Consider the following 12,379-nt stretch of genomic DNA (forward strand, 5'->3'; position numbering starts at 1 on the left):
CCCGCTGCCGCATGAGCGCTATCCGATCACGTTCCGCCGGGAAAGCGGGCGCTCATTTAGTATGCTTTATTCTGGCGATTTTCCCAGCCTCCGTCGCGAAATGCGTGCCGAGCGAGGCCAGTGTGGTGTTGAGGCTGTCGATGACGAGGCCGGCCATGCGGGCCGAGGCAAGGTCGCCGTCGCGGTCGATGATGGCGAGCAGCACATGCTCATGGTCGGGCAATGATTCGATATAGGCTGCTTCGTCGCCGGTCTTGAGCAGCAACGACCATTGCAGGGTGGCGATGACCGCGCTCGACAGGCATTGCAATGCGGCGTTCTGGGCGGCGGAGAAGATCGCCTCGTGGAAGGCGAGATCGGCCCGGATCGTCGCCTCGGCATAGGGCGCGCCGTCGGCCATGCCGCGATAGGCGGCTTCGATCCGGGCAATGTCGGCGGAGGTCCGGCGCTGCGCGGCGAGACGGGCGGCGCTCGGCTCGACGAAGCGGCGCAACTCGAAGAGATCGCGGATGAATTTCTCGTTGGGGTCGGCCTCGAACTGCCAGGACAGGACGTCCGGATCGAGCAGGTTCCAGCGCTCGCGCGGTGCGGCACGGGTGCCGCTCTTCGGACGGGCCTCGACCAGCCCCTTGGCGGTGAGGACCTTGACGGCTTCGCGATAGGCGGTGCGCGAGACCGATATCTCGGAGCGCAGGTCGTCTTCGTTCGGCAGGACCTCGCCCGCCCGGACGCGACCGGTGATGATCGCGACGGCAAGCTTCTGGGCGACCTGGCCGAAAAGCCGGTCCGGATTGAGCGTCGTCGGCCGCGAGAAGTCGCGTACCCGCATCGCTGGTGCCCCTCCCTCGGGCGCCTTCGGCCAGCCAAAATTTGCGGCATCCCGAAGGTTGTGGCGGCGCTTGACAGGGCCGCTTCTATCGTATGACTTTATCGCAGATTGGAACGGACACAATCGTCGGGATCAGGCGGTGTCCGCTTTCATCATTCGGTCACAAGAAACCGATTGTGGTCACGGGCCGCTGCAAGGCGGGCGCGTGATCAGGGAACGGAAAACAGGGAAGGACGGCATGGCTTCAGTCCAGATTGCCGATGTGCGCAAGGCCTACGGGTCGACGCAGGTCATCCACGGCGTCGACATCGACATCGACGACGGCGAATTCGTCATCCTGGTCGGTCCGTCCGGCTGCGGGAAGTCGACGCTGTTGCGGATGATCGCCGGGCTCGAGAACATCTCGGGCGGCGAGATCAAGATCGGCCCGCGCGTGGTGAACGACGTTCCGCCGAAGGAACGCGACATCGCCATGGTGTTCCAGAACTATGCGCTCTATCCGCATATGACGGTCGCCGACAACATGGCTTTCTCGATGAAGCTCCGGAAGGCGCCGAAGGCCGAGATCGACGATCGCGTCGGCAAGGCCGCGGGCATTCTCGGCCTCGACAAGTTGCTCGATCGCTATCCGCGCCAGCTCTCGGGCGGCCAGCGTCAGCGCGTCGCGATGGGCCGGGCGATCGTGCGCGATCCGCAGGTCTTCCTGTTCGACGAGCCGCTCTCCAATCTCGATGCCAAGCTGCGCGTGCAGATGCGCACCGAGATCAAGGAGCTGCACCAGCGCCTGAAGACCACCACGGTCTATGTCACGCACGACCAGATCGAGGCCATGACCATGGCCGACAAGATCGTCGTGATGCATGACGGCATCGTCGAGCAGATGGGCGCCCCGCTCGATCTCTACGACAATCCGGCCAATCTGTTCGTGGCGGCCTTCATCGGCTCGCCCTCGATGAACCTGCTCAAGGGCAAGATCGTCGGTAACGGCTTCGAGACCGAGGGCGGCACGGTCTGGCCGATCGGCAAGCATCCGGTGGGCTCCGACGGCCTTGCCGCGGTGCTGGGCATCCGCCCCGAGCATTTCCGTCTCGATCCGAACGGCCTGAAGGCTGAAGTCTCGGTCGTCGAGCCGATGGGCTCGGAGACGCAGGTGGTCGTCCACTGCGGCGGGCAGGACCTGACCTGCATCTTCCGTGAGCGCATCTCGGCGAAGCCCGGCGAGACGATCGGCATCACGCCCGATACCAGCGTGACGCATCTGTTCGACGCCGCGACCGGCAAGCGCATCTAAGGGCACGCGCCGATCGGGTTGCGATGCGATCCGATCGAGCCATGTGTTCTTGATGCAGAGTATCCGAGGCGGCTTTCCGATCGGGTCGGTTCAATCTGATCGGACCCGGCTCCAAGAAATTCGCCGCCCGGAAGGCAGGGCGGCGGATGATCGCTGTCAACGCCCATCATCATGCAGGACGGGGGTCCCATGCAGGCCGCCGCCGCCCCAACGGAGGAGACGGTTTCCATGAGCATTTCAAGAAGAGACGTTCTGATCGGCGGCGCCGGCCTCGCGGCGGGCGCGACCCTGCCGCTGTCTTCGGCCATCGCGCAGGCCGATGTCGAGAAGGGTGCGAGCTTGCGCGTGCTGCGCCCGACCAAGTTCGTCGATCTCGACCAGCAGATCTTCGACGAGAACACCGCCGCCTTCACCAAGGCGACGGGCGTGCAGGTCAAGGTCGACTATGCCGGCTGGGAAGACCTGCGGCCGCAGACGGCGGTGACCGCCAATACCGGCGCAGGTCCCGATATCGTCGTCGGCTGGGCCGACGATCCGCATATCTTCTCGGACAAGCTGATCGACCTCACCGCGCTGGCCGATGACCTCGGCAAGAAGAACGGCGGCTGGTATCCGATCGCCGAGAAATACGGCAAGAAGGACAAGACCAACCAGTGGGTCTCGATCCCGATGGGCGCTTCCGGTGCGCCGGCGGTCTATCGCGAATCCCATGTCAAGGAAGCGGGTTTCGACGCCTTCCCGAAGGATCTCGACGGCTTCCTCAAGCTCTGCCGCAAGCTCAAGGAGCAGAACCATCCGGCCGGCTTCGCGCTCGGCAACGCGGTCGGTGACGGCAACGCCTTCTGCAACTGGCTCGTCTGGACCCATGGCGGCCATATGGTCGACGAGAACAACAAGGTCACGATCAACTCCAAGGAGACGATCGAGGCGCTGAAATACGCCAAGGCGCTCTACGAGACCTTCATCCCCGGCACTCTCTCCTGGCTCGACATCAGCAACAACAAAGCGCTGTCGGCCGGTGAAGTCTCGGTCACCCAGAACGGCGTCTCGCTCTATTTCTCGATCAAGAATTCGAAGGACGAGAAGACCGCGGCGATCGGCAAGGACCTGAACCATGCGATGATGCCGGTCGGGCCGCTCGGGCGCCCCTCGGAGCCGGCGCTGATCATCAACGCCATGGCGTTCAAGCACACCAAGTTCCCGAAAGCCGCGCTGGCCTATCTGCGCTTCATGATGGAGCGCGAGAACTACGACAAGTGGCTGACCGGCAGCTCCGGCTACTGGGCGCAGCCGCTCAAGGGCTATGCCGACAGCAAGGTCTGGTCGAGCGATCCCAAGATCCTGATCTATCGCGACACCTGGGAACGCGCGCTCTGGAGCGGCTACAAGGGCTCGATCAACGAGGCCGCGGGCACCGTGAACGCCGAGTATGTGGTCGTGCAGATGGTCGCATCCGTCTGCGCCGGCCAGGCAACGCCGGAAGAAGCGGCCAAGGAAGCCGAGCGGCGCGCCAAGCGCTACTACCGGACCTGATGCGCTCCGCGCGCTGATCCGGAGACACGCGGCCGCCGGCTTGCCCGGCGGCCGATGCGAGATCGCATCGGATATCCCTGAAAGGCGGCTTCAAGCCTTTCGCCCCGGTGCCCCAGCAGACCCGAACGCGAGGGCGCCATGGCCGTAGCTGCCGCCGAATCGCGAACCGTCCACAGCCTGCAACACAGCTGGCTGGTGCGTCTGTTCGACAACAAGCCATTCCTGATCTTCCTCTGCCTCCTCCCGGCGGCCGGCTTCCTGCTGGTCTTCCTCAGCTATCCGCTGGGCCTGGGCATCTGGCTCGCCTTCACCGATACGCGTATCGGCAGGCCCGGCATCTTCATCGGCTTCGAGAATTTCGTGTCGCTCTGGCAGGATCGAGTGTTCATCACCTCGGTCTGGAACACGTTGCTCTACACCGGCGTGGCGACCTTCGGGAAATTCGCGCTCGGCCTCTGGCTGGCGCTCCTGCTCAACAACCACCTGCCGTTCAAGTCGCTGCTCCGGGCGATCATCCTGATTCCCTGGATCGTGCCGACCGTGCTTTCGGCGATCGCCTTCTGGTGGATCTACGATCCGCAGTTCTCGATCATCTCCTATGTGCTGGTCGACGTGCTCGGCTGGCGCGACACCTACATCGACTTCCTGGGCCAGCCCTGGCCGGCGCGTTTCTCGCTGATCGCCGCCAATATCTGGCGCGGCATTCCCTTCGTCGCGATCAGCCTGCTGGCCGGCCTGCAGACGATCTCGCCGGCGCTTTACGAGGCAGCGATGCTGGACGGTGCCAATTCCTGGCAGCGCTTCCGCCATGTCACGCTGCCGATGCTGATGCCGATCCTGGCGATCGTGCTGACCTTCTCGGTGCTGTTCACCTTCACCGATTTCCAGCTCGTCTACGCGATCACCCGCGGCGGACCGGTCAATGCCACGCATCTGATGGCGACGCTCGCCTTCCAGCGCGGCATCCCGGGCGGGCAACTCGGCGAGGGCGCGGCGATCGCGGTGGCGATGATCCCGTTCCTCGTGATGGCGACGCTTTTCAGCTATTACGGCCTGTCCCGCCGCAAGTGGCAGCAGGGGGAAGACAATGACTGACCAGACCCTCGCCACGCGCCCGCAGCTCACCGACAAGGAGCGCGAAGGCGTCATCGACTGGTCGTCCGGCCCGCGGCGCTTCATCACGCTCTACCTGCCGCTGTCGGTCTTCCTGCTCGTGCTGCTGTTCCCGTTCTACTGGATGGCGATCACGGCGATCAAACCGAACGGCGAACTGCTCGACTACAAGAACAACAACCCGTTCTGGGTGAAGTCGCCGACGCTGGAGAACATCAACAAGCTGCTCTTCCAGACCGACTATCCGCAATGGCTGTGGACCACGATGATGGTCGCGGCCGTGGCGACGGCGCTGTCGCTGTTCTCCAGCGTGCTCGCCGCCTATGCGATCCAGCGGCTGCGGTTCAAGGGCTCGCAATATGTCGGCCTGGCGATCTATCTGGCCTATCTCGTGCCGCCCTCGATCCTGTTCATCCCGCTGGCGACGCTGATCTTCCAGTTCGGCCTGTTCGACTCGCCGCTGGCGCTGATCCTGACCTATCCGACCTTCCTGATCCCGTTCTGCACCTGGCTCCTGATCGGCTATTTCAAGTCGATCCCCTACGAGCTCGAGGAATGCGCGATGATCGACGGGGCGACGCGCTTGCAGACGCTATGGCGGATCACCTTGCCGCTCGCCATGCCCGGTCTGATCTCGGCCGGCATCTTCGCCTTCACCCTGTCCTGGAACGAGTTCATCTATGCGCTCGCCTTCATCCAGTCGGCGGAGAAGAAGACGGTTCCGGTCGCGGTGCTGACCCAGCTCGTCGAGGGCGACGTCTATCACTGGGGCTCGCTGATGGCCGGCGCGCTGCTCGGCTCGATCCCGGTCGCGATCCTCTACTCCTTCTTCGTCGACTACTACGTGGCGTCGATGACCGGTGCCGTGAAGGAGTAGCCGGCTTTGACGCCGGCTGTCTTGCGGGCATGGCGCAAGCTGTGCCCGCTTTCGTTCAAAGAGTGTCTGCCCCGATGTCCCATCAATCGATCTCCAGCATTGCCTTCGTCGGGCTCGGCGCCATGGGCGCGCCGATGGCCGAGAACCTCGTCAGGAAGCAGTTCCGCGTCACCGGCTTCGACATGCGCGAAGCCGCGCGCGAGGCGCTGGTCGCGGCCGGTGGGCATGCAGCTGCGAGCGCAAAGGAAGCGGCCGAGGGCGCCGAGGCACTGCTGCTGATGGTCGTAAATGCGGCGCAGGCGCGCGCTGTGCTGTTCGAGGCCGGGGCGCTCGCCGCGCTGGCGCCGGGCGCGACCGTGATCCTGATGGCGACCTGCCCGCCCGGCGAGGCCGAGGCGATCGCCGCCGAGGTGACGAAGACCGGGCGGCATTTCATCGACGCGCCGGTCTCCGGCGGCGTCAACGGCGCGCGCAACGCGACGCTGACCATCATGGTCGGCGCGCCCGCTGAGAGCTTCGCGCGGGCGAAGCCCGTGCTCGACGCGCTCGGCGACAAGGTCTTCCATGTCGGTGAGAAGGCCGGGCAGGGCGCGACGGTGAAGACCGTCAATCAGTTGCTCTGCGGCGTGCATATCGCGGTCGCGGCCGAGGCCCTCTCGCTGGCCGAGAAGGCCGGGATCGACGGCCGCCTGCTGTTCGAGATCATGGGCGGCTCGGCCGCTTCGTCCTGGATGCTGCGAGATCGCGGGCCGCGCATGCACGAGCCCGATCCGGCGGTGGCGAGCGCCGTCGATATCTTCGTCAAGGACCTCGGCATCGTGCTCGATGCCGGGCGCGCCGCGAAGACGGCGCTGCCGCTGGCCGCGGCGGCGCACCAGATGTTCCTGTCGGCGTCGGGCCTCGGGCATGGCGGGCGCGACGATTCGCAGGTGGTGCGGGCCTATCGCGCGCTCAACGCCAAGCCCGCGAACGATGCCTGAAGAAGGCTCAACGCGGCGGCGGGCTGGTCGTGCCCCTGACGATGAGGGCCGGCGTCAGCAGGAGCCGCTGCGTCGGGGCATGGGGGTCGGCGATGCGGTTCAGCAGGAACTCGGCGGATTTGCGCCCCATCTCGTCCTGGAAATTGCGGACGGTGGTCAGGGCCGGGTACCATTGCGCGGCTTCCTGCACATCGTCGCAGCCGACGATCGAGAAATCGGCCCCGGCCTCCAGCCCGCGATGGCGCAGGCCGAGCATGGCGCCGAAGGCGGCGAGGTCGTTCATGCAGACGGCGGCGGTCGGCGGGTTCTCCGCATCGAGGACCTTCTGCATGCCCTTCAGCCCGTTCTCGCGGGTGCCGTAGTCGAAATGGACCAGCGCCGGGTCGAAGGGCAGGCCATGGCGCGCAAGCGCCTCGCGGTAGCCGGCATAGCGGTTGCGGCCGGTCGAGATGTTCTCGTTCGCGCAGAGAAAGGCGATGCGACGGTGGCCGAGCCCGATCAGATGCTCCATCGCCAGATTGGTGCCGTGGCGGTCGTCGGAGCCGACGAAGTCGAGGTCGAGTTCAGGGATTTCGCGCGAAAGCTGGACGATCGGTATGCCGGCATCGACGAGGGGGAGCAGGTTCTCGGCCGTGCTGGCGCCGGCCGGGCAGAGGACCATGCCGTCCGGCCGGTATTCGGCGAGCGTGCTCAGCACGCGCTGCTGCCGGTCCAGGTTCTCGGCATAGGTCCCGAGCAGGATCGAGCGGTCGTTGCGGGCCGCGGTTTCCTCGATCGCGGCCAGCAATTCGGCGAAATAGGGGTTGGTGATGTCGTGAAAGCCGACGCCGATGATGTTGGTGCGGTCGGTGCGCAGCGAGGCGGCGCTGCGATTGTAGCTGTAGCCCATCTCGCGGGCGATCTCGCGCACGCGGTTGCGCGTCGCTTCCGCCACGAGCTGCGAGCCGCGCAAGGCCAGAGACACCGTCGCGGTCGAAACCGAGAGTCGCTCGGCGATGACCTGCAAGGTCACGCGGCCGCGGCCTGGCGGCGGGCTCTTGGGCTGGCGGAGCCCGGGCGGGTCGCTCGCAGTCATGACTCGTCCACACTGAGCGCAGGCCTCGCGGCCGGCTTCCGGTCCGGCCATGTCGCCGACGTCCGGGTCCATCTCAACCATATCAGCGGGAGAATTTGAAGATGAGCGCACGCAAAGAGTCCATCGGCTTCATCGGCGTCGGCTTCATGGGGCAGGGCATGGCCCGTAATCTTGTGGACAAGGGCTTTCCGCTGACCGTGATGGGACACCGCAACCGCAAGCCGGTCGAGGAGCTCGTCGCGGTCGGGGCGGTGGAAGCGAAGACGGCGAAGGAGCTCGCGGCGCGCTCCGACATCATCTTCCTGTGTGTGACCGGCTCGGCCCAGGTCGAGGCGGTGGTGAAGGGCGAGAGCGGCATCGTCGCCGGGGCGAAGCCGGGCACGGTGATCGTCGATTGTTCGACCTCCGATCCCACGGTGACGGTGAAGCTCGCGGCCGAGCTTGAGGCGAAGGGCCTGCATCTCGCCGACGCGCCGCTCGGCGGCACGCCGGCGCAGGCCGCGCTCGGCCAGCTCTCGGCGATGATCGGCGCCCCTCCCGAGGTCTTCGCCCGGATCAAGCCGGCCTGCGAGGCCTGGGCGCAGAAGATCGTGCATCTCGGCCCGGTCGGCGACGGCCACAAGATGAAGCTGATCAACAACTTCCTCTCGCTGGGCTATGCCGCGATCTATGCGGAGGCGCTCACCCTTGGCCAGAAGATCGGGATCACGCCCCAGACCTTCGACAGCGTCATTCGCGGCAGCCGCATGGATTGCGGCTTCTACCAGACCTTCATGCAATACGTGCTGGAGCGCGACCGCGACGCCCATAAGTTCACGCTGAGCAACGCGTTGAAGGACGTGCGCTATCTGGAGAGCGTGGCCAACGAGGCCGGCGTCGCCAACCCGATCGGCAATGCCGTGAAGAACAGCTTTGCCACCGCCGTCGCCAGCGGCAAGGGCGAGGATTACGTGCCGATGCTGTCTGACTGGATCGCGGGCCTGAACGGCACGTCGATCGCCGGCAAGGGCTGAAATCGCCTGTTCAGGGCTGCGCCAGCAGCCGCGAGAGGCCGTCCGAGAGCCCGGTGCTGGCGACGGGAGCAGGCAGGGCGAGGTCGCCTTCCCGCGGCTTCGGCTGCGGCTGGTCGAGTTCGGCCAGCAGCATCCGGATGCCGGCTTCCGCCGAACAGATCACGGGCACATCGATAAGCGGCTGGACGCGCGGCGCAAGGCCTGCAAGCCCGGCGCCGCCGAGGATGACCGCGCCGGCGCCGTCGCGCTTGGCCACCCGGCGGCAGGCTTCGGCGAGCATCGCGATCGAGCCGTCCGGGTCGCGGGCGATATCAGCGCCGGTGGGAGCCACGGTCTCGACGGCGGCGAGGCGGCTGCCCAGCCCGATCGAGCTGACGAATTCGTGCAGGATCGGCCCCCAGCGCTCGCCGCCGGTGACGATGGCGAAGCGCTCGGCCTGTTCCGCGGCATAGCGGCTGCTGGCCTCCGCCATGCCGATCACCGGGATGCGAGCCATTTCCTTGAGCGCGAGCAGGCCGGGATCGCCGAAGCAGGCGAGGTAGACGCCGTCGCAATCCCCGCCATGCTCGGCGAAGGCTTCGAGCGCGGCATGGGCGGCGATGACGCCGGCGCTGCGGCTGGCGATGTAATGCGCGCCGAAGCGACCGGTGACCGGCACGAGCTCGGCCTGCGCCGGCAGATAGGGCTGGACCACGCGCGCGACCAGCGCCGTCATCTCCGGCATGGTGTTGGGATTGAGCAGGAGAATGCGCAAGCGAGGCCTCACGATCCGTGAACCAGCCGGGACCCGCCGCCGATCTCGCGATCGGGCAATGGCGGTGCAGCGGCTGCCAGGAGTGAACGATGTCTCATCGGTCTGAAATCAACAGCAGATTTGCCGTTCGGCTCGCAAGCGGATGAATGGAGAAACAGTGCTTCCATTCCGGCAGGGTCGGGCGTCGCTGGCACTGCCCGGCGTTCTCGCATTCCGTCACGTCCACAGCAAGGGCACGATGATGTCGCGGGCCAAATCGCAGCACCGCGTGCGGCCCGGAATATCTTGCGTTCAGCGGGGGCGGCTCGGCGCCTGCCGCGTGATCGCGCAGGGCGTCCTGCTGAAGCGGATCGGCGGTTTCGTCGTGACCAGTCGCCCTTCCGTGGGATGCTCGACAGCCTCGAAGAAGCCCGTGGCCTTCAGATGCGGATCGTCCAGGAGGTCGTCGAGCGTGTTGATGGCCGAGCAGGGCACGTCGATCCGGTCGAGGATCGACTGCCATTCGGCGGAAGCGCGGTCCAGCAGGCACTCCGCCAGGCGCTCGTAGAGCGTATCGATCATCGCGGCGCGTGCGGCGCCGTCATTGAGCGCCGGTTCCGCCGCCCAGTCCTCGCGCCCGGCTGCCTGGAACAGCGCCCGCCAATGCGCTGCCGTATAGGGCATCACCGCGATAAAGCCGTCGGCCGTCCGGTAGGGCCGGCGATGCCGCGACAGCACCCGGGAATAGCCGCTCTCGCCGAGCGCGGGCTCGAAGCTGCGGCCGCCGAGATGCTCGACGGCGAGGAAGGAGACCATCGCCTCGAACATCGGGACCTCGATCGCCTGGCCTTCTCCCGAGACCGCGCGGTGATAGAGCGCCGCATTGATCGCGCCGACGGCGAAGAGGGCGGTCGTCTTGTCGGCGACGATCGTGGGTGCATAGACCGGCGCATCGCCCGAGCGCTCAGCCAGAGCGGCCCATCCAGAGGCGGCCTGGATGACGTCGTCATAGGCCGGCCGGTCGCGATAGGGCCCGTCCTGCCCGAAGCCGACGATGGCGCAGTAGATCAGGCGCGGATGGCGGGCGAGCAGCGTCTCCGGATCGAGCCCGTTCCGGCGGGCCGCTTCCATCCGCATGTTGTGGATGAAGATGTCGGCATCCGCGATCAGCTCCCGCAGGCGGGCGAGGTCCTCCGCCGACTTCATGTCGAGCGCGATGCTGCGCTTGTTGCGATTGCAGTTGAGGAAGGCGGCACCCATGCCCGGCGAGCGGGCGGGGCCGGGCGCGCGCATGATGTCGCCGCCCGGTGGCTCGACCTTCAGGATATCGGCACCCATGTCGCCCAGCGTCTGCGTCGCATAGGGGCCGGCGATGACCGTGGTCAGGTCGACGATCTTGATCCCGTTCAGTGGGCCCGGCATGGCGGTTGCGAATCTCCGTTGGGGCCTGAGTGAACCCGCCATCGATCAGCCGCGCAACGCCGATCTGGCTGGATAACCCCACGATGCGCGACCGGCGACGGATGTCCGCCGGAGGCGCAATCAACCGCCCTTGCGCTGTCGACAGTTTGGATGTTGCGTGCATATCATGTGGGTGCTCGGAGCCCGGTGCTCCCTGGCAGGCATGTTCGGAGGCGGGAATGACGATGCTGCATTTCAAGAACTTCGCTTTGCTCGAACCCGGTTTCGGTGAATTGCGCCGGGGCTATGAGCTCGTCGTCGAGGGCGACACGATCCGCGAACTCTCCGACAAGCCGCTGAAGCCCGCCAAGGCCGATGTGATCGATTGCGGCGGCCGCACGCTGATGCCTGGGCTGATCGACAGCCATGTCCATGTCTTCCTGTCGGAGGTCTATATCCGGGCGATGGAGAGCATGCCGCTGACGCTGATGACGGCACGTGCCGTCCGTTTGATGAAGGGCATGCTCGACCGCGGTTTCACCAGCGTGCGCGACACCGGCGGCGCCGACTGGGGCATCAAGGAAGCGGTCGAGAAGGGCGATGTCGCGGGGCCGCGCCTGTTCATCGCCGGTGCCGCGATCGGCCCGACCGGCGGCCATAGCGACCCGCGCCGGCGCACCGATTTCGGCGCGCGCTGCCATTGCTGCAACGCCATGGCCTATACGATGAACGTCTCCGACGGCGTCTCCTCGGTGCGGAAATCGGTGCGCGAGCAGATGCGGCTCGGCGCCGACCATATCAAGATCATGATGTCCGGCGGCGTCGCCAGCCCCTACGACCCGCTGGATTCGATGCAGTTCAGCGTCGACGAGGTGAAGGCCGCCGTCGAGGAGGCGAAGGCCTTCGGCCGCTATGTCTGCGCCCATGCCTATACGCCGGAGGCGATCACGCGGGCCGCGCAATGCGGCGTGCGCGCGATCGAGCACGGCAACCTGATCGACGATGCCTCCGCCAAGTTGATGGCCGAGAACAACATGTTCCTCACCGCCAATCTCGTCGCCTATTACGCGATGAAGGAGCGGGCGGCCGAGTTCGGCATGACCGGCGACATGCTGGCCAAGAACGATCTCGTCATCGATGGCGGTCTGCGGTCGCTGGAAATCTGCAAGCGCGCCGGCGTGCCGGTTGCCTTCGGCTCGGACCTGCTCGGACAGTTGCAGGTCGAGCAGTCGCGCGAGTTCCTGCTGCGCCGCGAGGTGCTCTCGCCGCTGGAGATCATCCGCTCGGCGACGACGGTCGGTGCCCAGATCCTGCGCATGGAAGGCAAGCTCGGCACGGTTCAGACCGGCGCCTTCGCCGATTTGATCCTCGTTGACGGCGACCCGCTGAAGGATCTCGCGCTGTTCCAGGAACAGGGCAAGCACCTGGCGGCGATTATGAAGGGCGGTGCCTTCCACAAGAACACGCTGCATTGAAGCGCTGCCCAGTCGCCGGTCAGCGCATGACGGAAATGCAGGCTTCACTGTTTGTAAGT

The 12,379-nt window shown here is 66.1% G+C and carries 11 protein-coding genes; 7 read left to right on the forward strand and 4 right to left on the reverse strand.

The features are described 5' to 3' along the window. Window positions 1-52: 52 nt before the first annotated feature. The gene (locus BLQ70_RS09905; RefSeq protein ID WP_061970616.1) at window positions 53-829 is read right to left on the reverse strand and encodes a FadR/GntR family transcriptional regulator; all 777 of its coding nucleotides are present in this window, start codon (window positions 827-829) and stop codon (window positions 53-55) included. A gap of 238 nt (window positions 830-1,067) precedes the next feature. Between BLQ70_RS09905 and BLQ70_RS09910 the strand changes: the two genes are divergently transcribed. The 5 genes from BLQ70_RS09910 to BLQ70_RS09930 all read left to right on the forward strand — a co-directional run bounded on the left by BLQ70_RS09910 (window position 1,068) and on the right by BLQ70_RS09930 (window position 6,623). Continuing rightward, window positions 1,068-2,120 carry an ABC transporter ATP-binding protein gene (locus BLQ70_RS09910; protein ID WP_061970618.1) on the forward strand — a complete coding sequence of 351 codons (1,053 nt, stop codon included), beginning with the start codon at window positions 1,068-1,070 and terminating at the stop codon, window positions 2,118-2,120. Window positions 2,121-2,348: 228 nt separating this feature from the next. Further along, window positions 2,349-3,653 (forward strand): ABC transporter substrate-binding protein, encoded by a 1,305-nt coding sequence (locus tag BLQ70_RS09915; RefSeq protein ID WP_091857127.1) that lies wholly within the window; start codon window positions 2,349-2,351, stop codon window positions 3,651-3,653. A gap of 138 nt (window positions 3,654-3,791) precedes the next feature. Beyond that, window positions 3,792-4,748: a carbohydrate ABC transporter permease gene (locus BLQ70_RS09920; protein WP_091856832.1), complete on the forward strand. Its 957-nt coding sequence runs from the start codon at window positions 3,792-3,794 to the stop codon at window positions 4,746-4,748. After that, window positions 4,741-5,643 (forward strand): carbohydrate ABC transporter permease, encoded by a 903-nt coding sequence (locus tag BLQ70_RS09925; protein WP_061970623.1) that lies wholly within the window; start codon window positions 4,741-4,743, stop codon window positions 5,641-5,643. Before BLQ70_RS09920 ends, BLQ70_RS09925 begins: the two co-directional genes overlap by 8 nt. A 74-nt stretch (window positions 5,644-5,717) precedes the next feature. Beyond that, window positions 5,718-6,623: an NAD(P)-dependent oxidoreductase gene (locus BLQ70_RS09930; protein WP_091856833.1), complete on the forward strand. Its 906-nt coding sequence runs from the start codon at window positions 5,718-5,720 to the stop codon at window positions 6,621-6,623. A gap of 7 nt (window positions 6,624-6,630) precedes the next feature. Here BLQ70_RS09930 and BLQ70_RS09935 read toward each other — a convergent pair whose 3' ends face one another. Then, on the reverse strand, window positions 6,631-7,698 hold the full coding sequence (locus tag BLQ70_RS09935; RefSeq protein ID WP_061970742.1) for a LacI family DNA-binding transcriptional regulator: 1,068 nt from the start codon (window positions 7,696-7,698) through the stop codon (window positions 6,631-6,633). Between the two features lie 101 nt (window positions 7,699-7,799). Here BLQ70_RS09935 and BLQ70_RS09940 point away from each other — a divergent pair, with 101 nt between their 5' ends. Then, the gene (locus tag BLQ70_RS09940) at window positions 7,800-8,711 is read left to right on the forward strand and encodes an NAD(P)-dependent oxidoreductase (protein WP_091856834.1); all 912 of its coding nucleotides are present in this window, start codon (window positions 7,800-7,802) and stop codon (window positions 8,709-8,711) included. A gap of 10 nt (window positions 8,712-8,721) precedes the next feature. On the opposite strand, the gene BLQ70_RS09945 is transcribed toward BLQ70_RS09940, so the two are convergent. After that, a complete protein-coding gene (locus BLQ70_RS09945; RefSeq protein WP_091856835.1) occupies window positions 8,722-9,465 on the reverse strand; it encodes an aspartate/glutamate racemase family protein in 744 nt (247 codons plus the stop codon). Between the two features lie 291 nt (window positions 9,466-9,756). Further along, complete coding sequence (locus BLQ70_RS09950; protein WP_091856836.1) at window positions 9,757-10,866, reverse strand: CaiB/BaiF CoA transferase family protein; 1,110 nt, start codon at window positions 10,864-10,866, stop codon at window positions 9,757-9,759. A 218-nt stretch (window positions 10,867-11,084) separates the two neighbouring features. Here BLQ70_RS09950 and BLQ70_RS09955 point away from each other — a divergent pair, with 218 nt between their 5' ends. After that, entirely contained in the window at window positions 11,085-12,320 is a 1,236-nt protein-coding gene (locus tag BLQ70_RS09955; protein ID WP_091856837.1) for a metal-dependent hydrolase family protein, read from the forward strand. Window positions 12,321-12,379 lie beyond the last annotated feature (59 nt).

Origin of the sequence: Allobosea robiniae, from assembly GCF_900102525.1 — a bacterium.
GTDB lineage: Bacteria > Pseudomonadota > Alphaproteobacteria > Rhizobiales > Beijerinckiaceae > Allobosea > Allobosea robiniae.

Excerpts from the sequence above, each read along its gene's own strand:
- BLQ70_RS09905 (WP_061970616.1), bottom strand. The coding sequence starts at position 829 with ATGCGGGTACGCGACTTCTCGCGGCCGACGACGCTCAATCCGGACCGG.
- BLQ70_RS09910 (WP_061970618.1), top strand. The coding sequence starts at position 1,068 with ATGGCTTCAGTCCAGATTGCCGATGTGCGCAAGGCCTACGGGTCGACG.
- BLQ70_RS09915 (WP_091857127.1), top strand. The coding sequence starts at position 2,349 with ATGAGCATTTCAAGAAGAGACGTTCTGATCGGCGGCGCCGGCCTCGCG.
- BLQ70_RS09920 (WP_091856832.1), top strand. The coding sequence starts at position 3,792 with ATGGCCGTAGCTGCCGCCGAATCGCGAACCGTCCACAGCCTGCAACAC.
- BLQ70_RS09925 (WP_061970623.1), top strand. The coding sequence starts at position 4,741 with ATGACTGACCAGACCCTCGCCACGCGCCCGCAGCTCACCGACAAGGAG.
- BLQ70_RS09930 (WP_091856833.1), top strand. The coding sequence starts at position 5,718 with ATGTCCCATCAATCGATCTCCAGCATTGCCTTCGTCGGGCTCGGCGCC.
- BLQ70_RS09935 (WP_061970742.1), bottom strand. The coding sequence starts at position 7,698 with ATGACTGCGAGCGACCCGCCCGGGCTCCGCCAGCCCAAGAGCCCGCCG.
- BLQ70_RS09940 (WP_091856834.1), top strand. The coding sequence starts at position 7,800 with ATGAGCGCACGCAAAGAGTCCATCGGCTTCATCGGCGTCGGCTTCATG.
- BLQ70_RS09950 (WP_091856836.1), bottom strand. The coding sequence starts at position 10,866 with ATGCCGGGCCCACTGAACGGGATCAAGATCGTCGACCTGACCACGGTC.
- BLQ70_RS09955 (WP_091856837.1), top strand. The coding sequence starts at position 11,085 with ATGACGATGCTGCATTTCAAGAACTTCGCTTTGCTCGAACCCGGTTTC.